Annotated in this window: 27 protein-coding genes; 13 read left to right on the top strand and 14 right to left on the bottom strand. The window is 51.9% G+C overall.

The genetic code is table 11. The features are described from left to right. Positions 1-119 precede the first annotated feature (119 nt). The 5 genes from NeNHUV3_RS01930 (at position 120) to NeNHUV3_RS01910 (ending at position 5,855) form a co-directional block, all read left to right on the top strand. Positions 120-392 (top strand): DUF1153 domain-containing protein, encoded by a 273-nt coding sequence (locus NeNHUV3_RS01930; protein ID WP_391482137.1) that lies wholly within the window; start codon positions 120-122, stop codon positions 390-392. Between the two features lie 117 nt (positions 393-509). Next, on the top strand, positions 510-1,226 hold the full coding sequence (ctrA, locus tag NeNHUV3_RS01925) for a response regulator transcription factor CtrA (RefSeq protein WP_391482136.1): 717 nt from the start codon (positions 510-512) through the stop codon (positions 1,224-1,226). A 167-nt stretch (positions 1,227-1,393) separates the two neighbouring features. Next, positions 1,394-3,529, top strand: a complete 2,136-nt coding sequence (gene ligA / locus NeNHUV3_RS01920; protein WP_391482135.1) for an NAD-dependent DNA ligase LigA — start codon at positions 1,394-1,396, stop codon at positions 3,527-3,529. Positions 3,530-3,533: 4 nt separating this feature from the next. Continuing rightward, on the top strand, positions 3,534-5,624 hold the full coding sequence (recG, locus tag NeNHUV3_RS01915) for an ATP-dependent DNA helicase RecG (RefSeq protein WP_391482134.1): 2,091 nt from the start codon (positions 3,534-3,536) through the stop codon (positions 5,622-5,624). Positions 5,625-5,732: 108 nt separating this feature from the next. After that, complete coding sequence (locus NeNHUV3_RS01910) at positions 5,733-5,855, top strand: hypothetical protein (protein ID WP_391482133.1); 123 nt, start codon at positions 5,733-5,735, stop codon at positions 5,853-5,855. A 173-nt stretch (positions 5,856-6,028) separates the two neighbouring features. Here the strand turns inward: NeNHUV3_RS01910 and NeNHUV3_RS01905 are convergent, their stop codons facing one another. Further along, the gene (locus NeNHUV3_RS01905) at positions 6,029-6,481 is read right to left on the bottom strand and encodes an iron-sulfur cluster assembly scaffold protein (protein WP_391482132.1); all 453 of its coding nucleotides are present in this window, start codon (positions 6,479-6,481) and stop codon (positions 6,029-6,031) included. A 69-nt stretch (positions 6,482-6,550) separates the two neighbouring features. Between NeNHUV3_RS01905 and hisI the strand changes: the two genes are divergently transcribed. Continuing rightward, positions 6,551-6,895: a phosphoribosyl-AMP cyclohydrolase gene (hisI, locus tag NeNHUV3_RS01900; RefSeq protein WP_391482131.1), complete on the top strand. Its 345-nt coding sequence runs from the start codon at positions 6,551-6,553 to the stop codon at positions 6,893-6,895. On the opposite strand, the gene gluQRS is transcribed toward hisI, so the two are convergent. The 4 genes from gluQRS to NeNHUV3_RS01880 form a co-directional block, all read right to left on the bottom strand. Continuing rightward, positions 6,892-7,749 carry a tRNA glutamyl-Q(34) synthetase GluQRS gene (gene gluQRS, locus NeNHUV3_RS01895; RefSeq protein ID WP_391482130.1) on the bottom strand — a complete coding sequence of 286 codons (858 nt, stop codon included), beginning with the start codon at positions 7,747-7,749 and terminating at the stop codon, positions 6,892-6,894. The genes hisI and gluQRS overlap by 4 nt on opposite strands. Beyond that, the gene (gene trmFO / locus NeNHUV3_RS01890) at positions 7,749-9,104 is read right to left on the bottom strand and encodes a methylenetetrahydrofolate--tRNA-(uracil(54)-C(5))-methyltransferase (FADH(2)-oxidizing) TrmFO (RefSeq protein ID WP_391482129.1); all 1,356 of its coding nucleotides are present in this window, start codon (positions 9,102-9,104) and stop codon (positions 7,749-7,751) included. The genes gluQRS and trmFO overlap by 1 nt, the downstream gene beginning before the upstream one ends. A gap of 245 nt (positions 9,105-9,349) precedes the next feature. Further along, entirely contained in the window at positions 9,350-12,127 is a 2,778-nt protein-coding gene (gene gyrA, locus NeNHUV3_RS01885; RefSeq protein WP_341245624.1) for a DNA gyrase subunit A, read from the bottom strand. Between the two features lie 118 nt (positions 12,128-12,245). Further along, positions 12,246-13,055, bottom strand: coding sequence for an enoyl-CoA hydratase (locus NeNHUV3_RS01880; RefSeq protein ID WP_391482128.1), 810 nt, complete (start codon positions 13,053-13,055; stop codon positions 12,246-12,248). 54 nt (positions 13,056-13,109) lie between these two features. Between NeNHUV3_RS01880 and NeNHUV3_RS01875 the strand changes: the two genes are divergently transcribed. The 7 genes from NeNHUV3_RS01875 (at position 13,110) to NeNHUV3_RS01845 (ending at position 18,334) form a co-directional block, all read left to right on the top strand. Then, positions 13,110-13,535 (top strand): PaaI family thioesterase, encoded by a 426-nt coding sequence (locus NeNHUV3_RS01875; protein WP_391482127.1) that lies wholly within the window; start codon positions 13,110-13,112, stop codon positions 13,533-13,535. A 151-nt stretch (positions 13,536-13,686) separates the two neighbouring features. Continuing rightward, a complete protein-coding gene (gene rplM / locus NeNHUV3_RS01870) occupies positions 13,687-14,145 on the top strand; it encodes a 50S ribosomal protein L13 (protein ID WP_048597585.1) in 459 nt (152 codons plus the stop codon). Between the two features lie 3 nt (positions 14,146-14,148). After that, positions 14,149-14,640, top strand: coding sequence for a 30S ribosomal protein S9 (gene rpsI, locus NeNHUV3_RS01865; protein ID WP_341245621.1), 492 nt, complete (start codon positions 14,149-14,151; stop codon positions 14,638-14,640). Positions 14,641-14,794: 154 nt separating this feature from the next. Then, positions 14,795-15,589, top strand: coding sequence for an FkbM family methyltransferase (locus tag NeNHUV3_RS01860; protein ID WP_391482126.1), 795 nt, complete (start codon positions 14,795-14,797; stop codon positions 15,587-15,589). Between the two features lie 41 nt (positions 15,590-15,630). Beyond that, positions 15,631-16,500, top strand: a complete 870-nt coding sequence (locus tag NeNHUV3_RS01855) for an ABC transporter permease (protein WP_391482125.1) — start codon at positions 15,631-15,633, stop codon at positions 16,498-16,500. Next, positions 16,497-17,288: an ABC transporter permease gene (locus NeNHUV3_RS01850; RefSeq protein WP_391482124.1), complete on the top strand. Its 792-nt coding sequence runs from the start codon at positions 16,497-16,499 to the stop codon at positions 17,286-17,288. Before NeNHUV3_RS01855 ends, NeNHUV3_RS01850 begins: the two co-directional genes overlap by 4 nt. Further along, a complete protein-coding gene (locus tag NeNHUV3_RS01845; RefSeq protein ID WP_391482123.1) occupies positions 17,285-18,334 on the top strand; it encodes an ABC transporter ATP-binding protein in 1,050 nt (349 codons plus the stop codon). The genes NeNHUV3_RS01850 and NeNHUV3_RS01845 overlap by 4 nt, the downstream gene beginning before the upstream one ends. A 3-nt stretch (positions 18,335-18,337) precedes the next feature. Here the strand turns inward: NeNHUV3_RS01845 and ppk2 are convergent, their stop codons facing one another. The 9 genes from ppk2 to NeNHUV3_RS01800 all read right to left on the bottom strand — a co-directional run bounded on the left by ppk2 (position 18,338) and on the right by NeNHUV3_RS01800 (position 25,897). After that, a complete protein-coding gene (gene ppk2 / locus NeNHUV3_RS01840; protein ID WP_391482122.1) occupies positions 18,338-19,213 on the bottom strand; it encodes a polyphosphate kinase 2 in 876 nt (291 codons plus the stop codon). Between the two features lie 57 nt (positions 19,214-19,270). After that, a complete protein-coding gene (locus NeNHUV3_RS01835; protein ID WP_391482121.1) occupies positions 19,271-20,275 on the bottom strand; it encodes an alpha/beta fold hydrolase in 1,005 nt (334 codons plus the stop codon). Beyond that, positions 20,226-21,140 (bottom strand): homoserine O-succinyltransferase, encoded by a 915-nt coding sequence (gene metA, locus NeNHUV3_RS01830; RefSeq protein WP_391482120.1) that lies wholly within the window; start codon positions 21,138-21,140, stop codon positions 20,226-20,228. Before metA ends, NeNHUV3_RS01835 begins: the two co-directional genes overlap by 50 nt. A gap of 16 nt (positions 21,141-21,156) precedes the next feature. Beyond that, complete coding sequence (locus NeNHUV3_RS01825) at positions 21,157-22,008, bottom strand: ATPase (protein WP_391482119.1); 852 nt, start codon at positions 22,006-22,008, stop codon at positions 21,157-21,159. 147 nt (positions 22,009-22,155) lie between these two features. Then, the gene (locus NeNHUV3_RS01820; RefSeq protein WP_391482118.1) at positions 22,156-23,229 is read right to left on the bottom strand and encodes an OmpP1/FadL family transporter; all 1,074 of its coding nucleotides are present in this window, start codon (positions 23,227-23,229) and stop codon (positions 22,156-22,158) included. 131 nt (positions 23,230-23,360) lie between these two features. After that, the gene (locus NeNHUV3_RS01815) at positions 23,361-24,227 is read right to left on the bottom strand and encodes a DMT family transporter (RefSeq protein ID WP_391482117.1); all 867 of its coding nucleotides are present in this window, start codon (positions 24,225-24,227) and stop codon (positions 23,361-23,363) included. A 325-nt stretch (positions 24,228-24,552) separates the two neighbouring features. After that, positions 24,553-24,831, bottom strand: coding sequence for a DUF6552 family protein (locus tag NeNHUV3_RS01810; protein ID WP_391482116.1), 279 nt, complete (start codon positions 24,829-24,831; stop codon positions 24,553-24,555). 190 nt (positions 24,832-25,021) lie between these two features. Continuing rightward, positions 25,022-25,711, bottom strand: a complete 690-nt coding sequence (locus NeNHUV3_RS01805) for a hypothetical protein (protein ID WP_391482115.1) — start codon at positions 25,709-25,711, stop codon at positions 25,022-25,024. A 15-nt stretch (positions 25,712-25,726) separates the two neighbouring features. Further along, positions 25,727-25,897 carry a hypothetical protein gene (locus NeNHUV3_RS01800; RefSeq protein WP_391482114.1) on the bottom strand — a complete coding sequence of 57 codons (171 nt, stop codon included), beginning with the start codon at positions 25,895-25,897 and terminating at the stop codon, positions 25,727-25,729. Positions 25,898-26,007: the final 110 nt, after the last annotated feature.

Below are 26,007 nucleotides of genomic sequence, written 5' to 3'. Positions count from 1 at the left end.
GTAACAGGTTTGTGCACAGATATAATAAAATTGCGCGTACTAACAAGGTGACGTTTCACCGCTCCTTAAGACACTTGGCTCAAACCGAACAGGACTTTGATACAAGACGAGGACGAAGAATGTTTTTGAAAAAGGTTGATGGCCCCCGATCAGTGACCCTGCCGGATGGTTCGATCATGACTCATGCTGATCTGCCACCCGCATCAACGCGGCGTTGGGTTGCATCGCGTAAGGCAGCTGTGGTGCGCGGGGTTGTCTATGGCCTGTTAAGCCAAAGTGATGCGTTGTCGCGCTATAGTTTGTCCGAAGAAGAATTCGAAAGTTGGTGCGACGCGGTCAGCAGTTACGGGCTTAAGGCTTTGCGTGCAACACATCTGCAAAGTTACCGTTAGCTTTATGCAACCTAGGGTGGTATGAGGTGTTATGGCTCACGCTAACCTTGTGTTAACTAATTGCCTGCACAGTGAGGTCGAAACACTTTACGCAAACGATCCACCGGAGATAAAATTATGCGAGTTCTGCTAGTCGAGGACGATCCTACGACCGCCAAAAGTATCGAAATGATGCTTACTCATGCCAATCTGAACGTCTACACGATGGATTTGGGCGAAGAAGGGATCGATCTGGCAAAGCTATATGACTACGACTTGATCGTTCTCGATCTTGGTCTGCCTGACATGAACGGCCACGAAGTTCTGCGCCAATTGCGCGTTAGCAAAATTGAGACGCCGATCCTGATCCTGTCTGGTTCCGCTGAGGTGGACGACAAAATCAAGGGCTTTGGCTTTGGCGCCGATGACTACATGGTCAAACCATTTCTGCGCGAAGAGCTTGTTGCGCGTATTCACGCGATCATTCGTCGTTCCAAAGGCCACTCACAGGCAGTTATTGGTACGGGCCAGATTGAGGTGAACTTGGATGCAAAAACTGTGTCTGCTGGTGGTCGTGCGATCCATTTGACAGGTAAAGAATACCAGATTCTTGAGTTGTTGAGCCTGCGCAAAGGTACAACACTGACCAAAGAAATGTTCCTGAACCACCTTTATGGCGGAATGGATGAACCTGAACTCAAGATTATTGATGTTTTCATCTGTAAGCTGCGCAAGAAATTGGCTCAGGCAACAGACGGTGACAATTATATCGAAACTGTTTGGGGGCGCGGCTATGTTTTGCGCGATCCGCAAACAGGTCTGGGTGATTTGGAGAAAATCGCCGTAAACGGCTGACCGTATCCGGTCACTGCGTAAAGAGTTTAGTTTTTCGGTAAGAGAGGTTCGCAATCGCGGCCTCTCTTTTCGTTTGTGCAGGGTGGATGAAAATCGGCACCAAGACTAGACGCCGCCACCCTGCCATTCTACCTATAGCGTCCAATCCACAGTGATGAGCGCGCCCCATGTCCCAGCCACTTTCCGATTTTGAAACGCCCGTTGAAAACTTGGACCCTAAGAAGGCCGCGCAAGAAGCCGAAACGCTTTCTCAGGTGTTGGCACAGGCAAATCAGCAGTATTATCAAGAAGATGCGCCGCAGCTGACAGATGCTGAGTTTGATCGCCTTAAGGCGCGCCTCGCCGAAATTGAGACAGCCTTTCCAGAGTTGCTGAAAAACAGCAGCCCCACGCAGCAAGTCGGCGCAGCGCCCGCAGATGGGTTTGGCAAAATCACCCATGCGGTTGCAATGCTGTCTTTGTCAAATGCGTTCAATGACGATGATGTTGCAGGATTTGATCAAAGCGTTCGCAAATATCTCGGGCTGGAAGGCGAAGCCCCGCTTGCCTTCACGTCCGAGCCAAAGATCGACGGGCTTTCGCTTTCTCTGCGCTACGAAGATGGCACACTTGTTCATGCAGCGACACGCGGTGACGGGACGACTGGTGAAAATGTAACGCCCAACGCCCGTACTATCGCAGACATTCCGCAACATCTGACCGGTGCGCCAGCAATCTTGGAGGTGCGTGGCGAAGTCTACATGAGCCACGAAGACTTCGCGGCCCTGAACGAAAGACAGTCTGCCCGCGGCGGAAAAGTATTTGCAAACCCGCGCAATGCAGCGGCAGGATCGCTGCGCCAGTTGGACCCAAATATCACTAAAAATCGCCCGTTAAGGTTTTTTGCATATGCATGGGGCGAGGTGTCTGCCCCCCTCGCAGACACTCAATTTGCAGCAATTGAGGCACTGTCTGAACTGGGATTTCAGACCAACCCGCTGACAAAGCGGCATGAAACTGTTGAGGTAATGATTGCGAACTACAACGCAATTGCCGAGGCGCGCGCACAACTGGGCTATGACATTGATGGTGTCGTTTACAAAGTTGATGATTTGGCTTTGCAGGCACGGTTGGGGTTTCGCTCAACCACGCCGCGGTGGGCAATTGCTCATAAGTTCCCTGCAGAGCTGGCGTTTACCACGCTGGAGGCGATCGATGTCCAAGTGGGGCGGACAGGCGCGTTGTCTCCCGTTGCGCGGCTGACGCCTGTAACGGTTGGCGGTGTTGTCGTATCCAACGCGACCCTGCACAACGAAGATTATATCGCCGGCAAAGACAGCAAAGGCGTTGAAATCCGCGGGGGCCGTGATATTCGCGTTGGTGATTTCGTTGAGGTTTACCGTGCGGGTGATGTAATTCCTAAAATCCGTGATGTTGATGTGAGCAAGCGTGCTGACACTGCAGCGCCGTTTGAGTTTCCAACATCCTGCTCTGAATGTGGCTCGCCTGCAGTGCGCGAAGAAGGCGATGCAGTTCGCCGTTGTACCGGCGGCATTGTATGCCCGGCCCAAGCTGTTGAAAAACTAAAACACTTTGTCAGCCGCGCGGCTTTTGACATTGATGGGCTTGGATCAAAACAAGTTGAGCAATTCTACAAAGACGGTTGGGTCCGGGAGCCGGCGGAAATTTTCACGTTGCGCGCGCGGTTTGGCAGCGGCTTGCAGCAATTGAAAAACCGTGAAGGGTGGGGTGAAAAATCTGCCAACGGGTTGTTTGACGCCATCGATCTATGCCGCACTGTGCCACTTAACCGTGTGATTTTTGGCCTTGGCATTCGCCATGTGGGCGAGGCTGGTGCCAAGCTCCTTGCCCAAACATATCTCAGTTGGGATGCGTTCGAGAACGCGATACGTGAGGCGTCTGACCCACAAAGCACGGCTTGGGCGGACCTTTTGAGCATCGATGGCGTTGGCGAGGTGATGGCCCAGTCGGTCGTTTCTACTTTTGCTAACGCTGTTGAGCGCGCCGCAATTGATCGTCTTGTGGCGGAACTTAGCATTGAAGACATGGCCCAGATTGCCGCTTCAGATAGCCCTGTTGCTGGCAAAATCGTCGTTTTCACGGGCACCCTGACGCGGATGAGCCGCGCAGAGGCCAAAGCGCAGGCCGAAGACCTTGGTGCCAAAGTTTCGGGTTCTGTATCAGCAAAAACGGATTTACTTGTTGCAGGTGCGGCAGCAGGTTCAAAGGCTGCTAAGGCGGAAAAACTGGGCGTTGAGGTTATTGATGAAGACGCTTGGCTTTCATTGATCGGTCGAGGCTAGGGGATTGGCAGGCCGTCCAGAAATCCTTTTTCCTTTGTTTGCAGGGCTCGAAACTTTGCAAGGGATCGGGCCGAAGACGTCTAAACTATTTGAGAACCTACACGTCAGCACGCCGAAAGATCTGCTTTTTACGCTGCCGCATGCAATTGTTGACCGGCGCCTGCGGCCAAGTATTGACGGTGCGCTCACGGGGGATGTGGTTACCGTTGCGGTTGAGGTTGAACAACACAGACCCGCTGCACGCAAAGGCGGCGCGACACGCGTTTTTGTGAATGACGGTCATATAACATTCGCGTTGGTCTTCTTTCATGCCCATATTCGCTATATTGAGGCACAGCTACCCGTTGGTGCACGCCGGATTATTTCAGGAAAAATTGAGTATTTTGATGGGCTTGCGCAGATTGTGCATCCAGATCACATGCTCGCAGAGGCGGATGTGCACGCTATCCCGCCGTTTGAACCGGTCTACCCTCTAACGGCGGGGATCACCCAAAAAGTCATGTTGAAAGCCAGTGGGTCAGCGTTGGCGCGCGCCCCAAAAGTGGCTGAGTGGATTGATCCAAACCTGAAGCAGCGTGAAAACTGGCCTGATTGGGATGCCGCTCTTTTGGCCGCTCATAGGCCTGCAGCGCCGTTAGTTGATGGCATGTCTGATCCTGCGCGCTTGCGCTTGGCTTATGACGAAGTGTTTGCCCATCAACTGACCCTCGCGTTAGCCCGCTCGACCGCGCGCGCGGCCAAAGGCCGAAGCAGTGTGGGAACGGGGCACCTGCAAAGCCACGTGTTGAACAGTCTGCTCTATGCGCCGACTGGGGCCCAAAGCCGTGCAATCGCTGAGATTGCGCAAGATTTGGCCGCGCCGCACCGTATGAACCGCCTTCTGCAAGGGGATGTCGGTGCTGGCAAAACCCTTGTGGCGATGCAGGCTTTGCTGATGGCTGTCGAAGCTGGTGGGCAGGGTGTGATGATGGCGCCGACAGAAATCCTAGCGCGGCAACATCTTGAGGGGTTGCAACCTCTGGCCCAGAGTGCCGGTGTGAATTTGGAATTGCTCACCGGCCGTGACAAAGGCAAAGAGCGTGCGCGCAAGCTGGCAGCACTGGCCAGCGGTGAGATCAAGATCTTGGTCGGCACCCATGCTGTGTTTCAAAAAGACGTTGAGTTTTGCGATCTGCGTCTGGCGGTTGTGGATGAGCAGCATAGGTTCGGTGTGCGCCAACGAATGGAGCTTGGCGCCAAGGGGCAGGCGGTTGATATGCTGGTGATGACAGCCACGCCAATTCCGCGCACCTTGTCGCTGGCCCACTACGGTGATCTGGATATTTCCGTGCTTGATGAAAAACCCCCCGGTCGCCAACCGATTAAAACCGCCTTAGTGCAGACATCACGGATGAAGGAAGTGGTCAGCCATCTGCGCGCTGCGGTCGCCAAAGGCCAGCAAGCCTATTGGGTCTGCCCGTTGGTGGAAGAGAGCGAGCTAAGCGATATGACCGCCGCCGAAGAACGGTTCACACGCCTGCGTGCAGAGCTGGGTGAGGGGGCCGTTGGTCTGGTTCATGGTCAAATGCCGCCTGCTGAAAAAGACGCGGCAATGGCGGATTTTATTGCAGGAAAGACCCAGGTTTTGGTGGCGACAACCGTTATCGAAGTAGGCGTCAATGTGCCGAACGCGACCATCATGGTGATTGAGCGCGCTGAGAATTTCGGGCTTGCCCAGTTGCACCAGTTGCGCGGGCGTGTCGGTCGTGGCGCGGGTGCGTCTACGTGTCTGCTTTTGTATCAGGCACCTCTTGGTGAAACTGGGCGCCGCCGTCTCGAGATATTGCGCGAAACAGAAGATGGGTTCGTCATTGCTGAGGAAGACCTTGCAATGCGCGGGGCGGGGGACATGATTGGCTCTGCACAGTCGGGCTTGCCACGGTTTCGGGTCGCGGATCCGGACCGGCACAGTAATCTTATGGAAATCGCTCAAAAAGATGCGCGTAAACTGTTGTCGGATGATCCTGCGTTAACCTCTGAGCGTGGAAAAGCGGCCCGTGTTCTTTTGTGGCTTATGGAACAAGATAAAGCAATTCGTTTAATATCAGTAGGTTAGGTTCATCTGGAACATTTTGTTCACTTTTGTTCTCAAAAAGTTCTTTACTTTGGTTAACTCAAATGAGAACAAAGGTGAAACAAATGCATAGTTGCAAAGGAGCTACCCATGATTGCTGATGTGAAAAACATTATTCGCCGCTCACAAACGACGTTGGTTCAAGACATGTTCACAGTATCTGCCATTGTAGCAATGACTGTGGTGGCGCTCACTTTGCCGGCATTTATGTAAAGACACTGTCTACGATCTATCTTGGTGCGGGTATGATATCTGACCCCCCAAACAGGTGATATCGCGTTACTGCCTGACGTACTTATCGGATTGCCTCTTCGATAAACCAATCTGCACCACATGTGCCTGATCGTTACTGACCGCTATCTTCTCCCACGAAGGTAGCGGTTTTTTTATGTGCCCTGAGTATCTGACCCACCGCTAATCGCATCACATGCCGCATTAAGAGCGAGCATGATTGAGGCGTGTCGGTTTTTGTAATCTTTGGCCGCGCGCAGAACTTCAAGGCCGTCAAAAGGGGCCTGCGGAACTGGGCCATCCTCTGCCAGCAACTTTGCCAAAGCGTCACGCGTTGCAACAACTTGCGAGGTGTTACGTCCAACAATGTTTTTTGCCACAACAGACGCAGCCGCTTGACCCAAGGCACAGGCTTTCACGTCATGTGCGTAATCACGGATGACACCGTCTTCGACCAGCAGATCAACCGTAACGCTTGAACCACACAGCGGGGCCCGGCGTTTGGCGCTGTGGCTTGGGGCATCCAGGCGGCCAACACGCGACAACTCTGTTGTAAGCTGCAAAATCTGCGCCGAGTAGAGCTTCATCAGGTCTGCTTCGTTGGACATGTGCGCGAGGCCTTTTGTTTCACTCGACTGACAGATAGGACGGTGGAGGACAGTTGGAAAGGCACTGTGATGAAGTTTGATCCGAATTCTCTAAAGTTCAACGATGCGAGCCTGTTGCCGGTGATTGCACAGGATGTGGACAGTCATGAGGTTTTGATGCTGGCATGGATGAACGCTGAGGCCGTCAGCCGCACGCTGAAGACGGGGCAGGTGACGTATTGGTCTCGCTCGCGGGCAGAGTTTTGGGTGAAGGGTGCCACATCGGGGCACACACAAGAATTGGTTCAGATGCAGATTGATTGCGACCGCGATTGTATCTTGGTGAGTGTTCGCCAAACCGGTCCGGCCTGCCATACAGGCGCGCGAACCTGCTTTTTCACAGACGTAACCGGCGGCACTGAGGTGACGAGCTAAAGCCCAATTAGCCTGCGAATGTCTTCGCTGCTTAAGCCCTGCGCACGGTAGGTGGAAAGCGCGCGTGCGTCATCGCGTTTTGCCAGCCGTTTACCTGCGTCATCGCGGATCAAACGGTGGTGATGATACTGCGGTGTTGGAAGGTTAAGCAAACGTTGCAAAACCACATGGATGGCTGTGGCGCTTTCAAGATCCTCGCCGCGGACAACATCCGTGACGCCTTGCGCTGCGTCATCGACCACCACGGAAAGATGATAGGAAGTTCCCATATCCCGCCGCGCCAAGACGACATCGCCGACAGTGGTAACAAGCTCGGGCGCGGTGATTTGAACGGGTGCGCCGTTGTTTGTGTAGGTGATTGGCGTCTTATAAACTTCAAGCGCCGCAACAGCCGCAGTCATATCAAGACGCAGCACTGCATCAGATGGCATGTCATCCGCGGCCCGGCTGTGATGGGTTGGTGGCACGTAGCAAAGGCGCGGATAGATCACACCATCAGGTCCCAATAATGGCGCGCCTTCTTGGGGGGCGTTAACAGCTGCTGCAATATCTGCGCGGCGGCAGTTACATGGATAGAGATAACCAGAGCACCACAATTCATTCAACGCAGAGCGGTACCTCGCAAGGTGATCCGATTGTCGGATTGGGGCGGCGTCCCACTGAAGCCCCAACCAAGAAAGATCATCGTAAATTTGCTGTTCCCACGCGTCCCGTGCCCGTGACCGGTCAATGTCTTCGATCCGCAGCAAAAAGGTTCCGCCCTGTGCGCGGGCTAGGTCGTGGGCAAAAATCGCGGAGTACGCGTGACCAAGATGAAGCGGCCCTGTGGGGGACGGTGCAAAGCGCGTGATCATCACTCGGCTGCGAGTTTTTCCTGACCTAACCAGCCAAGCCATTCTGCTTTGGCGCGATCCGTATAGGCTTTGTAGCGATCCTTGCGGCCTTTGCGGCCCCCTTTGAGCCCATCAACTGGGGGGAAAAGCCCGAAGTTGACATTCATAGGCTGGAAGGTTTTTGCATCCGCCCCGCCTGTAATGTGGCTGACCAATGCGCCCATTGCGGTTACTTGCGGCACCGCAGGTAGGTCGTCACCGTTGATTTCTGCAGCAGCCATGCGGCCAGCAAGCAAGCCCATCGCCGCTGATTCAACGTAACCTTCAACACCAGTGATCTGACCCGCAAAGCGCAGATTAGGGTTGTTTTTTAACTTCATATCATGGGTAAGCAATGTGGGAGAGTTAAGAAACGTATTGCGGTGAATGCCACCAAGACGCGCAAACTCTGCATTCTCAAGGCCGGGGATCATGCGGAGCACTTCTTTTTGAGCCCCGTAGGTCATCTTGGTTTGAAAGCCGACGATGTTATAAAGTGTGCCCAAGGCATTGTCGCGACGCAATTGCACAACCGCATAAGGTTTGTCTTCTGGCGCGTGCGGGTTTGTCAAACCAACGGGTTTCATCGGACCAAAACGCAGCGTCTCGCGACCGCGTTCGGCCATTACCTCAACTGGCAGGCACCCATCGAAATATTTGGCGGTCTCACCGTCTTTAAACTGGGTTTTATCCGCTGCCATCAACGCATCGATAAAGGCCTCATACCGGGCTTTGTCCATCGGGCAGTTAAGGTACGCGGTACGCTCTTCTTCGGTTTCGCCCTTGTCATAGCGCGACTGCATCCACGCTTGCGACATGTCGATCGTGTCAAAATAGATGATAGGGGCGATTGCGTCGAAAAAGGCCAAGGCTTGGGCGCCCGTCGCTTTGGCAATGGATGCTGACAGCGCGTCTGATGTCAGGGGACCTGTCGCCACAATCCAATGGCCGTCATCGGGAAGCTCGGTGATTTCGTCGTAGCTGACCGAGATGTTTGGGTGCGCCTTCAAGGCGGCCGTGACGGATTCTGCGAAGGGCTCGCGATCAACAGCCAGCGCGCCACCAGCGGGGATGCGGTGCTTTTCAGCGATGTTCATGATCAAGCCGTTGGCTTGGCGCATCTCCCAATGCAGCAGACCGACGGCGTTCTGCTCATTATCGTCCGAACGGAAAGAATTTGAGCATACCATTTCACCAAGGTTGCCCGTTTGGTGCGCGAAGGTGCCAACTTTGGGCCGCATTTCGTGGATCACCACAGAGATGCCCTGATTTGCTGCCTGCCATGCGGCTTCCGATCCGGCCATTCCGCCGCCGATGATATTGAGTGTTTTTGTCATATGCAGCAGGTAATCCAGCCTGCCGCGCAAATCAATGAAAACGATGTCGTAACTTGCATCATCTTCGAAGTGGATTGCGCACAGAAGTCTAAACGCAATGACCCCCGACGTTGGAAGCGTCGGGGGTCATTAAGTGACCGGGTTGGAGGACCCGCATTAACTTGCCTCATTGTTACCAAACAAAGCCTCAATTGCGCCACAATTAATTTGCGAACAATCGAAATTAATGCGGAAACAGTCCTTTTCTATGCGTCGGCCGAAGTGTCGGGTGCAGCGTCGCCACCGTCTTCTACATCAGCATCTTCCGCTGTCTGATCCGCAATCCAAGCCACGCTTACGACTTTTTCACCTTTAGATGTATCAAATACTTTCACACCACCAGCGCTACGCGACCTAAAGCTAATGCCTTCAACAGGGACGCGAATGGACTGACCTTTGCTGGTCACCAACATGATCTGATCTTCCAACTCAATCGGGAAGGAAGCGACGATCTGACCGCCGCGCATGGCTTTATCCATTGCCTGCACACCCATGCCGCCGCGTCCACGCAGCGGATAGTCATGGCTGGATGACATTTTGCCCGCACCGTTTTCCGTGATGGTCAGGATCAGGTTCTCGGAAGCAGACATTTCGACGTAACGCTCTTGGGGCAGGTTAATATCAGCAACTGCTTCTTCATCTGCTGCATCAACTTCGTCTGTTAAGCCTGCCACAAGTCTACGCATTTTCAAATATGCAGCACGTTCTTCCGATGATGCCTCGAAGTGGCGGATGATCGACATTGAGACAACAGTATCATCGCCTGCAAGTTTAACACCGCGCACACCGACCGAGGCCCGTGAGTTGAAGATACGGACGTCTGTTGCTTTAAATCGGATGGCGCGACCTGAGTTGGTCACCAACATGACATCATCGTCGTTCGACGCGATGCGTGCGTTGATAAGTGTGGTGTTCTCGTGCTCGCCCTCAAACTTCATCGCGATTTTGCCGTTGCGCATGACGTTCGTGAAATCGGAAAGCTTGTTGCGGCGCACGGTGCCCGCGGATGTTGCGAAGACAACCTGCAGATCGTCCCACTCTTTTTCATCACGGTCCACCGGCATGATCGCAGCAATCGACACACCCTGCGGGATGGGCAGGATATTGACGATTGCTTTGCCTTTTGATGTGCGTGAGCCTTGGGGCAGGCGCCACGTCTTGAGCTTGTAAACCATGCCATCTGTCGTGAAGAACAGCAGTTGCGTGTGGGTATTAGCTACAAACAGCGATGTGACCACGTCTTCGTCTTTGGTCGCCATGCCGGACAAGCCTTTGCCACCGCGACGTTGGGCGCGGAAGTCAGCAAGCGGTGTCCGCTTGATGTAGCCACCTTGGGTAATTGTGACGACCATGTCTTCGCGTTCGATCAGGTCCTCGTCTTCCATGTCGCCGGACCAATCGACGATCTCTGTACGGCGCGGCACCGCATATGCGTCACGAACTTCGGTCAGCTCATCAGTGATGATGCCCATGATACGCTCGCGAGAGCGCAAGATATCAAGGTATTCGGTGATTTTGGCCGCAAGTGCTTCCAACTCATCCGTGACTTCGGACACGCCAAGCTGTGTTAGGCGTTGCAGGCGCAATTCAAGGATGGCGCGCGCCTGAGTCTCAGACAGATTATATGTACCGTCTTCATTGGCCTTATGGGTCGGATCATCGATCAACTTGATGTAGGCCAAAATATCTTGGGCGGGCCAGCGGCGCGTCATCAGTTTTTCACGGGCCTCAGCAGCATCGGCAGAGGACCGGATCGTTGCAACGATCTCATCCACATTTGATACAGCCACAGCCAAACCACACAGTACGTGACTACGTTCGCGGGCTTTGCGCAAATCAAAGGCGGTGCGGCGCGCCACGACTTCTTCGCGGAAAGCAATAAACGATGTCAGGAACTTACGGAGTGTAAGTTGTTCGGGCTTGCCGCCGTTCAGGGCCAACATGTTGGCACCAAAGCTTGTTTGCATGGGGGTAAAGCGGAACAACTGGTTGAGAACGACTTCAGCTGTCGCGTCCCGTTTTAGCTCAATAACAACGCGCACACCGTTACGGTCAGATTCGTCTTGAACGTGGCTGATGCCTTCGATCTTTTTCTCGCGAACTTGTTCCGCGATTTTGTCGATCATAGAGGCTTTGTTCACCTGATAGGGGATTTCGTCGATCACAATCGCCCAACGATCCTTACGTATTTCCTCAACGCGGGTTTTGGAGCGGATCACAACGCTGCCACGTCCCTCAAGATAGGCCTTACGCGCGCCAGAGCGGCCCAACATAATGCCGCCCGTTGGAAAATCAGGACCTGGAATATAGTCAATCAGCTGCTCTGAAGTTAGATCAGGCTGCTCAATAAGCGCCAAAGTGGCATCGATTACCTCGCCCAAGTTATGGGGTGGGATATTTGTGGCCATACCAACAGCAATACCGCCAGCACCGTTGACCAGCATGTTTGGAAAACGTGCGGGCAGAACAGTCGGCTCAGTATCTTTGCCGTCGTAGTTGTCTTGGAAATCAACGGTCTCTTTTTCAATATCTGCAAGCAACGCACCTGCCGGTTTGTCCATGCGGACTTCGGTATAGCGCATGGCAGCCGCGTTATCGCCGTCCATGGAGCCGAAGTTACCCTGACCATCCAGCAGCGGAAGCGACATTGAGAAATCTTGGGCCATCCGGACAAGAGCGTCGTAAATCGCGCTGTCGCCGTGGGGGTGATATTTACCCATCACATCGCCAACAGGGCGGGCAGACTTACGATAGGACTTTTCGGCGGTATTACCTGTTTCATGCATCGCATAAAGGATGCGGCGGTGCACAGGTTTCAGACCATCACGCAGGTCAGGGATCGCACGGCTGACGATGACCGACATCGCGTAATCAAGATAGGCCGTTTTCATCTCATCGACGATGTCGACTTGCGGTCCGTCGTAAACATACCCTTGAACAGTGTTTTCTTCTTCGTTTTCAGGTGTTTCTGGCGTGTCGCTCATGTGATACCTTAACTTTCCATGCGCACTATGGCTCGCGCGCTATATATTGTTATCAAAACAATAGCACTTCCTGCATATGGGGTGCAATGGGGCGTTCAGGTCGAATTTCAAGCGGCGCTTAGCTGTTGGTGATATCCCAGTTTGGTTTACGCTTTTCATTGAAGGCCGTAATGCCTTCAGCGGTGTCTTCATCAGCCATATTTTGAACCATCACGTCACGGGTAAAAGCATATGCATCTGCCACGGGCATTTCGAGTTGATCGTAAAACGCGCCCTTACCAAGACGCACAGCAGTCCCCAGTTTAGCGGCAACCGTTTCGGCCAAATCGCGTGTCACGGACGCCAGTTTGCTGGGTTCCGCGATACGGTTGATCAGTCCGAGTTCAAGCGCGCGATTGGTGTCAATGAAGTCACCGGTTACGAGCATTTCAAAGGCCTGCTTACGGGGCAGATTGCGCGACAGGGCCACCATGGGCGTTGAGCAAAACAGCCCGATGTTTACACCATTAACTGCAAACCGTGTTCCTTCAGCCGCGACAGCCATATCGCAGGCGGCAACGAGCTGACATCCTGCGGCAGCGGCGACACCATGAACTTGCGCAATGACGGGTTGGGGCAGGGTACGAATGGCGGTCATCATCTGCGCGCATGCATCGAAAAGGGCAGTCAGCTCACGGGCACCAGCATCCGGACCTTCGCGCATTGCTTGCATTTCTTTGAGGTTGTGACCCGCGCAAAAGGCTTTGCCGGCCCCGCTGAGAACAACGCATCGGATGTCTTGATCGGCGGCAATATCCACAAACAGTGCGGTCAGTGCCCCAATCATCTGACTTGAAAGAGCGTTAAGCGTTTGCGGTGTTGCTAACTCAATGTACGCGACGCCGTTCGCATCACAACGGGTATAAAGAGACGTTTGCGTATCAGTCATCTTGTTCCTCACAATCTTGTGGCTACAGTAGGGCCGAAATTGTTGAGAGTTGCAATGACTGACCCACTTCTTACTGCCGCAGAGCTGACCGCATTTTTGGCGCGGGATTTTGAACAAGTGAAGGACGACTTCACTGTTGATGAAATCACGGCACACGGGATCAAGCTGCGTCTTAACGTGGCCGAGAGGCACTTGCGCCCCGGCGGCACAGTATCTGGGCCTGCGATGTTTGGGCTGGCCGATGTAGGGGCGTATCTGGCAATTTTATCGCGCATCGGTCTTGAGGCGCTGACGGTGACCACGAACTGTAGTATCGATTTTATGCGCAAACCTATCGCAGGTAAAGATGTGATCTGTGACGTGCGGCTGTTGAAGCTGGGACGGCAACTGGCAGTTTGTGATGCACTTGTGTTCAGTGTTGGAGATGATCGGCCGGTTGCCCGTGCGTCATTGACCTATTCCATCCCGCCAAAGCAGTAATTTGCTGGGGTATTTTAATACCTATTTTTTAAGCTACTGATTATGAACGGTTTTTCGCTGTTTTGTGTTGTTGACTGCTATTTTTGCGCCTATATAAGGGCGCAATCGAATACCCGCGGAGCCTTTCCGCTGACATTCCAAGGATAGAAACATGAAAACCTTCACTGCGACACCCGCAGACATCGACAAGAAGTGGATCATCATCGACGCTGAAGGCGTGGTGCTGGGCCGTCTTGCGTCGATTGTTGCGATGCGTCTTCGCGGCAAGCACAAGCCGTCGTTCACGCCCCACATGGACATGGGTGACAACGTCATCATCATCAACGCTGACAAAGTTCAGTTGACTGGTAAGAAACGCGAAGAGCGTTACTACTGGCACACTGGCTACCCAGGTGGCATCAAATACCGTACCAAAGAGCAAATCTTGGAAGGTGATCACCCTGAGCGCGTTGTAACACTTGCGATCAAACGCATGTTGCCAGGCAACCGCCTGTCACGCCAGCAAATGACGAACCTGCGTGTATATGCAGGCGCCGAGCACCCCCACGAGGCGCAAAGCCCCGAAGTGCTGGACGTCAAATCCATGAACTCAAAGAACACGAGGGTCTGATAGATGGCTGAAGAAATCAAAAGCCTCGATGAGCTGAACGCAGTTGCCGAAGGCACTGTTGCAGCAGCAGAAGTTGAGATGACCCCACGCGAGCCCGTCCGTGACGACCTTGGTCGTTCTTATGCAACTGGTAAACGTAAAGACGCGGTTGCACGCGTTTGGATCAAGCCAGGCTCCGGCAAAGTTGTTGTGAACGGTAAAGAGATGAAGGTCTATTTTGCACGCCCCGTGCTGCAAATGATCCTGCGTCAGCCTTTCACAGTCTCTGGTACAGAAGATCAGTTCGACGTGATGGCGACTGTCAAAGGTGGCGGTCTTTCTGGTCAAGCTGGTGCGGTTAAGCACGGCATTTCCAAAGCATTGCAACTGTACGACCCCAGCCTGCGTGGCGCGTTGAAAGCCGCTGGCTTCCTCACACGCGACAGCCGTGTTGTTGAGCGTAAGAAATACGGTAAAGCAAAAGCGCGTAAGAGCTTCCAGTTCTCAAAGCGCTAAGTTTTACGTTCATTATTCAAGAAAGCCCTGCCAACTGGTGGGGCTTTTTTGTATTTCGCGTCACGTTAGCACCTGCAAGCGCTCCGGCAGTATTCATGTAACTTTAAGTTGGTAGTGCTTTTCTGACTGAAATCGTCACAGTGGTGAGTACTAGGTGAAACATTTTATTCGGACAGGTATTCAACGGCTAGCGGCTCGGAATGAGGTATTTGTTGGAGGTCTTGCCGCGCAGGCTGATGTGTCTGCGGCTATTTCACTTTTGCGACCTGTCTCAATCCAGACCCCTTTGATCCGGATCGGCGGGCAGGGTGACGGCGGGTACCTGTTACCAGACGATTTGGATGGAATTGATGCGTGTTTCTCACCAGGTGTTGATGATGTTGCGACGTTCGAAACACAGCTTGCGCATGATTATCACATTCCGTGTTTTCTGGCCGATGCGAGTGTCAATCAAGCCCCAAGTAAGCATCCGCTGATTACCTTTGAGCAAAAATTCATTGGGAGCGATGTTGCTGAAAACTTCATGGATCTTGAGGATTGGGTTGCGCAGCGGCAAGCAGGGACAGGTGATTTGGTATTGCAGATGGATGTTGAAGGCGCGGAATTCGATATATTTGCGCACCTTTCAGACGCTACGTTGATGCGCTTTCGAACCATCGTTATCGAACTGCATCACTTGCACAATTTATTCTCTCGGGGTGCTTTGCCGCTGATTAGCAGTTTTTTCCGCAAATTAACCAAATTTCACCACGTGGTGCATTTGCATCCTAACAATTGTGCACCTGTGGTAAGCCGAAATGGCATTTCGGTTCCGCCGCTTCTTGAGGTTACGCTTCATCGAAAAGATCGCTGCGGTCTAACGCATCAACAGCTCAGCTTTCCGCATTCTCTTGATCGACCCAACGTTAATGAGATGCCTGATATCGAATTACCTTCCTGCTGGCGATAAACCCGTTTGCACAGGACGCAATTCCCTTGCAAATATAGCCTGTGGCAAATGATGTTTCTCATAATTCCCGTCGGGGGCTTTTACTGGTTAGCCCGCCGTTTTTCACCACTTTGGTGCTGCTTGCGGGGCCGCTCGGGGCAATTATTTTGTTCAGCTTTTGGACACAAGATTACCTGACGCTGAATACTGATTTCACGATCAAAAATTACGTTGAGGCAGCCCAAGATCCGATTTACGGATTGCTACTGGGCCGCTCGCTTTTGGTTGCGGGGGCGGTGACACTGCTGACCGTCATCACAGCTTTTCCGGTGGCTTACTTCATCAGCTTTCATGTGAAGCCGTCGCGCAAATCGCTGTGGCTCTTTTTGATTACGATCCCGTTTTGGACAAGCTACCTGATCCGCGTTTTCCTGTGGAAAGTTGTTCTGGGGTTCAACGGCGTCATTAACTCAGGTTTGATTGAGCTTGGTATCATTGATGCACCAATCACATTTATTTTGTACAATCTAAATGCCGTAATCATCACGCTCGCACATGCCTTTGCACCTTTTGCAATCTTGCCTATTTTCGTGGCCTTGGAAAAGATTGACCGCTCGCTTCTGGAGGCCTCGCGCGACTTGGGGGAAACCCGCGTGGCGACTTTTTTCCGCGTCACGCTTCCACTCGCGATGCCGGGCGTAGTCGCCGCAACACTCATCGTGTTCATTCCCGTCATCGGCGACTATATTACACCGCGCCTTGTTGGGGGACCCGGCGGGTTGATGATCGCGAACATGATCCAAACACAGTTTTTGAAACTCAACAACGCCCCAATGGGCGCAGCGCTCGCCGTGATTTCTATGGTGGCGGTGACCGTAATTGCGACACTGTTTGTCTGGCTAAACCGGCGTTTCCTAAAGGTGCGGTCATGAGGGCATATACTTGGGCTTATCTGATTTTTCTCTACGCACCGATCGTGTTGCTGCCGCTTTTTGCGTTCAATGACAGTACAACAATTGCTTTTCCTTTGCAGGGGTTCACCACCAAGTGGTTTGCGCAACTACCCACTATCCCAGCCCTGACAAGCAGTGTTTGGACCTCCGTTAAAATCGCCTCCATAACAGCAATTTTATCAACACTTCTTGGTGTTTGCGCGGCACGCGCAGCCGTGCGCTATCGCTTTATTGGGAAGCGGCCCATCATGGGCCTGATCATGCTACCACTCGTCTTGCCCGAGATTATTGTCGCTGTTTCACTCTTGGTGGTATTCTTGCAGTTGGGGCTAAGCATAGGGTCATGGTCAGTGATCGCAGGTCACACGTTGATCTGTATGCCATTCGCAATTTCAATTCTAAATTCCAGTTTTCAAAACATTGATCCAGCCCTTGAAGAGGCGTCACTTGATTTAGGCGAGACCCGCTTCAGTACGTTTTACCGCGTGACACTGCCGTTGATCTGGCCCGGACTAATCGCGTCACTGCTTATCTCGTTCACGATCAGTTTGGATGAGTTTATCATCGCCTTTTTCCTAAGCAGTACAGAGCCAACATTACCTGTTTATTTGTGGTCACAGTTGCGCTTTCCAACCAAGTTGCCGGTCGTTATGGCCTTGGGAACGCTGCTTGTATGTCTCTCAATCCTGCTGCTTGCACTGGCTGAAACACTTCGTCGTCGTGGGTTGCGAAAGGCGGGACAGAGCACCGAAGGGGGCTTTTTATGACCATGATTTCGTTATCCGGCGTTAACAAGCATTATGATAGTTACCACGCGCTTAGGAACATAGATTTAGACATTGAAGCAGGGGAGTTCTTCTCTCTGCTTGGTCCATCTGGCTGTGGAAAAACAACGCTGCTGCGCACGATTGCAGGGTTCGAAGATATTGAAAGCGGGACGCTTAAGATTGCCGGTGCTGATATGGCGCAGGTGCCGCCAAACCGCCGACCGACCAATATGGTGTTTCAAAGTTATGCGATTTTCCCGCATTTGAACGTCGCGCAAAACGTGGCGTTTGGTTTACGCAAGTCAGACTTAAGTAAGCCAGAGCAAACTCGTGTCGTCGGTGAAGCCCTTGAAATGGTTGGGCTAAATGGGTTTGGCGCCCGCGCGGCTAACGCTTTGTCTGGCGGGCAACGTCAACGTGTTGCCTTGGCCCGCGCGCTTGTTCTTAAGCCTAAAGTTCTTCTTTTGGACGAGCCGCTTTCCGCGCTAGACAAGAAACTGCGCGAGCAGATGCAGCTTGAACTGCGTCGTCTTCAGCGGCAGGTCGGCATTACATTCATCTTGGTGACCCATGATCAGGAAGAAGCGCTGATCATGAGCGATCGGATCGCCGTCATGTTCGAAGGCCAGATTGCGCAATTGGCTGACCCGCAGACCCTGTACCGTGCGCCGGCCTCACGTAAAGTTGGTGAGTTCATTGGCACTATGAACGTGATGCCCGTTGCGCAAAATGCGGGAAGTTTAGTGATTGCGGGGCTTGGACAGGTGTCCGCCCCAGCGCGAGACACTGTCTCGCACGCTGGTATCAGGCCCGAGACCATGTCCATTCTGTTTCCTGGCGAGCCTGATCGCGACCGTGTTGCAGCCGCTACAATTGCTGATCGGGCTTACTATGGTGATATGACCTACTATGAAGTCGGGCTTGATGGCTTGGACAAGACCCTCACGATTTCGATGAAAAATCTGATGGGGCGCGAGATTCTAGAGATTGGGACACCTGTCCGCATCAGTTGGCGCGAAGACGCATTGGTGTTTTTTGATCAGTAAGTTTTACGCAAGATTTGTCAGTGATGAAGGCGCGCCAATAATCCCTTGGTCAATTGGGCCAATGGCATCATCATCCCGCCCGTCGTACGTCACGCGCGTTAGGATGGTTTGGATTGCTGCGATCCGCGCACGTCGTTTGTCATCGCTACGAACAACTGTCCACGGACACGTGTCAGTATGTGTCCGAGACAGTGTCTCACCAATTGCCTTCGAATAGCTGTCCCATTTCCCAAGACCCTCAACATCGATCCAAGAGAGCTTCCATTGTTTCAAAGGATCAGCCTCGCGGCGCAAAAAACGGCGTAGTTGTTCGGCTCGCCCGACGTTCAGCCAAATTTTGATCAGCTGTATCCCATCGCTCACCATCATATCTTCGAAGTGGGGCGTTTGATCGAACCAAAGCTGTCGCTGCGTAGGGGTGCAAAATTTAAAGACATGCTCGACAACGCCTCGATTATACCAACTACGATCAAAAAACGTCATGCCACCGGCAGTTGGCATATGCTTCACGTAGCGCTGAAAATACCACTCGCCGGCCTCTTTTTCGGTTGGCTTTGCAAGGGCTACGACACGCGCCTGACGGGGATTCAGGTTTTCGCGCAGCCGTTTAATAGTGCCGCCTTTGCCTGCAGCATCACGGCCCTCAAATACAACCGCAACCCGCGCACCGCTTTTCTTGACCCACGACTGCATTTTGACCAGTTCAATTTGTAGCTTGGCCATATGCGCCTCATAGGCTTTCCGCTTTCGGCGCTCATCATATGGGTAGCCTGCATCAAGAATTGCCCCCTTAGCGCTGTTATTGATAGCTTGGCGTATATCCTTCGGCGCATGTTCGCTGAAGAACTGATGCACCGCATCTTTGGAAAAACTTGACATATCAACACCTTCACCGCCAACCTTGATCCACACTATGACAAAGCAAAGCTAATCGCGCTAGGGGGTCTGTCGCAGGCGATCAATTGCAGCAATCACATCCGCGGGATTGGTGTGATGAGGCATGTGTCCAACGCCATTCAGGATTGTGAGACGACTGTTCGGTAATTGAGTATCAAGCACACGCGCATGAATACTGGCTGGTACGATTGTATCCGCGTCGCCATGCAAGATTTCAGTTGGCAGTGTGATGCCAGGATACTGCTTGGACATTTCTACCAAATGCGGGCGTAGCCCAAGAACCTGCCGTGCGTTTGCGCGCATAGAAGCGCGCCGCGTCACCAAAGCACCTCCAATATAATCGTTGTACCCCTCTGGCGGCTCGGCCGGCTCAAATATCGAATTGATTGAGGCATTGATCCGCGCCTCACTTGCAAAAGCTGCAATCAAAGGCGTTGTGATCAAGCCTCCGATCAGGCTGCCATTTACGCGGTAAAATAGATCAAGCGGTCCGGGCCACGGTTCAGTCGCGCCGCTGAGAATAACGATGCCGCTTGGATGATCGGGAAACTCCAACGCCCAAGCCATCGCCACGGCACCACCAAAGCTGTAGCCAAGGATAATTGGATTTTTGACGCCCAACTGATCTGCTGCGGCTTTCAGCATTCGTGCTTGCTGTTGAGGCATCTCCGCGTCCGTGCTCCACGCGCCGGAAAGGGTAGGGTCCGCCCGGTCTGTGTAGCCCAAGCCCGGACGATCCATCACGATAACGCGGTAGCGATCCTTGAGTTGGTCAACAAAATCGAACGTCCAGTCGCGAATGTTGCCAGATGCCCCATGGATCAGGATCAAATCAGGCCCCGTCCCCGTAACCAGCGCATGGACTTGGCGGCCATCCACGTTAACGAATTGGCCAATGGGTGGAAAATTAGCCTCAGCTGCCCGTTCGTTTTTGCGCGCCATGATCCCCACAAAGGCAGAGATCAGAACGACGCAAATCCCAATGGCAAGAAGGCTAAGTCCCAATGTTTTCAATCTCGTAGGGCGTCGTTTGGTAGATTTCATTTATCCAGTTCCCATAAAGAAGATGTGCGTGACTGCGCCAGCGGTTTTGCGGTGCCGCAGCAGGATCATCTTCGGGATAATAGTTAACGGGTACATTGATCGCGGTTCCCTCAGAAACATCGCGATCATATTCTTGTTTTAGGGTGCCGGTATCATACTCAAAATGGTTAAAAATATAGAGCGCGCGGCGTGCGTTATCCTCAACAAGGCACGGTCCAACCGCATCACTTCCCAACAGCGTTTTGAGGCCCGCTTGGTTAATTTCGCCTGCGTCCATCTCTGTCCAGCGGCTCACGGGGATCACGCAATCGTCCGAAAACCCACGCAAATAGGGTGATGCCGCATCAAGGTTTTTATGACGGAAACACCCAAATGCCTTGGCATCAAGAAGGTGCTTTGTGACGCCATGAAAATAGTTAATCATCGCCATTCCGCCCCAGCATACACCAAATGTGGAATGCACGTTGGTCTGGGTCCACTCAAAAACCTCGCGCAACTCATCCCAGTAGGTCACCTCATCAAATTGCAGGTGCTCAATTGGCGCACCAGTAATGATGAGGCCGTCAAACTTCTCGCCTTTGATGTCTTGGAAGGGACGATAAAACGTCTCCATATGCTCGGCGGCGGTGTTTTTGGTCTGGTGCTCGGACATGCGGACAAGTGTCAGCTCAATCTGCAGGGGTGTTGCACCAATCAACCGCGCGAATTGTGTCTCGGTCTGAATTTTCTTTGGCATCAGGTTAAGCAAAGCAATTTTCAGCGGGCGAATATCTTGGCGCGCAGCGACGGTCTCGTCCAGAACGCTCACGCCCTCGCGGGTCAAAATATCGTAGGCGGGAAGATCCGCAGGCAGTTTAATGGGCATTTTCGGGTGTCCTTACCTAAGGCAGCGCAGCGGCGATCAGCTCGCAGAACTCGTCTGCAGACCGGACTTTCATGACATCATTTGCATCAAGCGTAACGCCCCATTTTGCCATTGCTTCATAACGGGGTTGGCGGTGTTCCATCGCGCGCGCATACATCCAGCGGATAAAGTCATCTGGATTAACTTCACTCTCTACTATGTTGCTTTCAATTAAATAAGTTTCCCAACAATCAGTGGTGAATTCTGTGTCATAGCACATTGGCTTGGGTGACCTGTCAAAGCGTTCTACCAATGATTGGCTATGGGCATCGCTGCCTTTAATCCAGACGAGAAGTGCGTTTTTGGCCAAAGCGTTCAAGATCGGATCGTTAGGATTTTCGGCATCGACCCACTCACAAATAGAGCCGCCCGTGTCGCAGACAAAATTATCGTAGCCGTAGATGTCCTCGGCGCGCTCCATAAATTCATTTGTGTCGAGCAGGGCTTGGGTCTCAGCCGCCTCAAACTGTTTTTGACGCTTCATATAGGCATCAAAGCTCAGGCCACCCTGCGCCTCGTTTCCGGGTTTTCCGGTATATGCTGCAACAGCAGTCAGGTCGTGATCGTGAATATTCGGCGCAATATGGATTGCATCAGCCAGAAGCATTTCCCGCAAGAACGGGACTTTCATCGCTTCGCGCTTACAATTATCCGCAATCGGTTCGGCCATGTAACGGGTGCCGATCCGGTAATCGATAGAGTAGTGAAACCATGTGCCGGTCTGCTGAAGCATCTCGGAGACATAGGTTTTGCCCAAGCCAGACATCGCAAACAAAACGATCCTCTTGTGCGGAGCATCGCGCCATTCTTGTGCTGAACTGTAGAGCATGGGCTGCGCCCCTTCGAAAAATCTGCATGGAGACTTGAGATAGCCCTACAAAGGCACCGGTGCAAGGCAGCGCTTTGGAGCGTAGATAAAGAAAACCCCGCCACTTCGGATGAAGGGCGGGGCGGGGATAGCGTGAGTTAGCTAAGTTTAGAAGTTATAGCCAAGGCGAAGGCCAAAGCCCACGACGCTTGCATCGCGATATTGGAATGCACCCACGTCCTGATCTCCAAGTTTACCGTAAGAAACGCCGGCTGTGAGCTTCATGTTACCTTCAGTGTAAGTAGCTGCTAAGCCAATGGTGTCAGAGCCGTTGGTTGGTGCGAGAGGTGTAGTCCCAGGACGGGCTCCAGCTTCGCCTTTGCTATAAGTTGCAGCAACTGAATATTTTTCGGACAATTGGCGCCCAAGACCGACCGAGTAATCTAGCGTATCGTTTGTGAAAGTCACAAAATTTACACCTTCAGTTGTTGTCAGATTGAAGCCATCGTATTTAGCATAGCGCATGGTCCCAAACAGAAGCGTGTCAGCAGCAATCCCGGTCTGAAATTCTACGTTAATACTTTCGGGTGTTGTGACGTTGAAATTATCAATCGCTCCAGTTAGATTTTGGGGTGTAACCAACGTACCAGCCATGTCATTATCGATTTCACCATTATAGGTGATAGCAATTCGCATGGCGATGTCTGATCGTTCATAAGCGACACCTGCAACGTAGCCCCAATTGCGATCATTAGATGCTGTTAGAATGCCTTGGTCATTTATGACGTGACCGTCGACTGAAAGGCCGCGTATGCCCGCGTGGACGCTGAAGTTTTCATTAATTTTATAACGCAGCAGGCCAGTAATTGCTTGAGTGGAAAGATCGGCTTGGGGAGCTGGGCTTACTCCAGGGGCGGCATCTAGTGCCGTGCCCGTGTAGTCGACTTCGACACCGAAAGGTGCGTCTACAATGACACCAAAACTCAATTTCTCGGATAGGTCTGATTTAATAGCGAAAGATGATGAGATATAGGTCGGCAAAATGGTATCTGCGGAAGACGCCCCAGCACTAAACGTCGTCGTCGGGTCAACCTTGCCAATGCTTAGCTGAACATAGCTGCCTGTTTCACCGCCGGCTTCAAATAACGGTCCGATAAATTGGTTGGAACGGTCAATGCCACCCGCCGCTGCAAGTGAGGTCGTGGCCAGAAGTACTGCGCCTGCTGTTGTTAGCTTATTCATTATCTCTTCCCTGAATGAACTTTGGTTTAAACCTGCTTAATTTGTTAGCAGGCAAGCGGTTTTCCGCGCAATTGTTACGCGGCGTTAATCAGGGGGTCCAGCATATTGACGCGGGTTGCGTGAATATTTTTCTAAGTGCGTGAATTCCGCGTCTCAGCCCAAATATTTGTGTAATTCGCCCCAAAGATGATTGCAGCGCCAACAAACACCCAAGGGTCCAAATGCTCACCGAATAAGATCATCGCCAAGACTGCAATAAGAGGCAGGCGCAGGAAATCAATCGGCACCACCAGCATTGCAGGTGCTAGTGACAGCGCCTGAACCAAACATGCATGCGCCAGCAACCCTGCGAAACCGATGATGAGTATGAACGGTGTCATAGCGAGGGAAGGGCCTGCGATATCACCGTCGATCCCTGCGCAGATTATGCCAAAGACTGCTTGTAGGCCGACCAACCACGTCAGGATTGTCAGTGTCGACTGATCGGCTGTCAGCTTTCGAGTGAATAGGATAGAGCCTGCGAAGAAAATCGCCGAACTCGCCGCAGTTAAAGTACCCACCGAGATGCTGCCCATCGTGGGGCGTGTGACGATCAGAACACCCAAAAAACCAATGAGCGCGACGAGGATGCGTACCCGCGTCAGGCGTTCACTTAAAAGTAGAGGCGACAGGATGAGCACCCACAGCGGCGTCGTGAATTCTAGCGCAAAAAGCTGGGCGAGGGGGATCAGCGTTAGCGCATAAAACCAAAGGTTCTGTCCCGTAAAATGACAAATGTTGCGAATAAGATGGAGGCCGAACCGATCTGTTTGAATGCGCCGCACCCCGCCAGATGCAAAAATGATCGTCGCCATGACAATAACGCCGACGAGGCTGCGATACGTCATGATCTCAAACGTATCCAAATCCACAGAGACAACCCGGCCAGCCAACGCCATGGCCGAAAAGCTGACGACGGCGCCAAGCATCCAAATGCAGGCTTTCAGTTGCGATGTCATCTGAGCCACTGCCGATCAGACATCATGCCCACCGGAACATCCCAATTATACCAGCGCTCGCGTAGAAAAATTGCAGTAGCAACATGGCTCTGTGATTGCACAAAAAGGCCCACAAGCCGATAGAAAATGACGAGATTAGTAGCAAACTAAAGCCCCAAAATTCATAGCCAGAATTTGATGCCACCAACAATGAGTATGCAATCGCAGTAGTGACGCCAAACCATTCGAGTGCTTTTTCTTTTGTCATCTGGTTGTCCTATGAAAATCTTAACCACGCATAACGCCGACGCGCTGCAAGAGGTAGCTTTGTTCACGGAGCCGAAAGCTAAGCGTTCAAGTACCCTGCGGCGAGCGAAATGAATGCGCCGACATGAACAACCATTATGGCGCGGTCTTTCCACATCACTCCGACTGCAAACCACAAGAAAATGCCGGCGAAGAAAAAGAAGATGTTATAGGGCACCATATTGAGGCCCGTTAAGCCGTAGCCGATCAGCTGGATGATGGTTGCAATCCACTTGACCGTGTCCACGTAGCGGCCTTGGATTTTCTCCGCGGGTGGGAGTTCGATCAGCGGCTCAACCGATGGTGCGTCTGGGGTCATTCCCACTCAGTAGTAACTTTGATTTTTTTCAGTTTATTATCAATTACTTACATCATCCTCATAGAGCTTGTGTAACTTGTGTGTAACTCCACACCCAATCTGCACGCTAGTCCTAGACTTGTATAACTGTTACAATTCAAGAGTTCACGCAATCCTTTGTTACACAATGCATCGCATAATTCTGTGAGCTTCAAATCTTAGTATTGCGAATGGCAAATAAATAAGCCTCTAAATTCATATTACCTTTTTTACCCACAGTCCAACTGATAGCTACCTTGTCCTCAAACCACTTGGTTATGATGTATGGAAATGCAATAGGACGAACACCAAACGGATCCATCTTAGAAGCACCTGTTGGAGAGTGTGCTTCTGTATGCTCAATAATTAGAATTCCGTCGTTGTTCAATTGATCAAGCCATACTGTTAAAGCTTCCCGAGGCTTCCAGGATTGATCTAAAGAATTGGTATAAATTACATCAAAGCGCTTCAGCCAGTCACTATTCACATCGTGAAAGTCCCATTCTACTAAGCCATAGTCAGATGCCGTATCGGAAATATCTGTTCCCAATATTTCAGCATCTGGTAAGAATTTTTTCAGGCACTGCACCTCATAGCCGTTGCGGGAGCCATGGCACAGAATGCGTAAATTTTTTCTTTCTGATCCTAACTTATTGTGCGCTATTTCTACGACTCGTTTGAGAGTGACGTCATCCGCCCAAATATTGTTAATTTTAATTTTATTAAATTTAATTTGGGTTTCTTTATACTCCTCATAACTTGCGTACTCATGAATAACAAAGTCTTGTAGTCTCGCAGAAGGCACTACTTCGTGTCCAATCTGTCGTACCAGATTTTGGATCGAGTTAATTAAATCGTTCAACTTTATTTCCATTGTTTACTTCCGTCCTTTAGCAAGAGATCCCTTAAGCATGCCAGCAGTAAAGCCAAACTCTTTGCAAAGCCGCTTTACCTCTTTCAGTGCGTTAGCACGTTCGTTCTTCTTCGCTTCAACCATCTGCTGCTGAATTACTTCCATTTCAGCTTTCAATTCGTCATAAGATTTCATCTCACACCTCCATAGGTTAAGTATCAGTCTTATATTATAGATTTGTTAAAAGGATGAACAGCACGTTTCTCCTACGCTTGCTGTAACATGTTGCATTGTCACGAATAGTA

Source organism: Nereida sp. NH-UV-3 (assembly GCF_042939535.1).
GTDB lineage: Bacteria > Pseudomonadota > Alphaproteobacteria > Rhodobacterales > Rhodobacteraceae > Nereida > Nereida ignava.
Note: the sequence above shows the minus strand (reverse complement) of the source record. Positions and strands in the feature narration are given on the sequence as shown.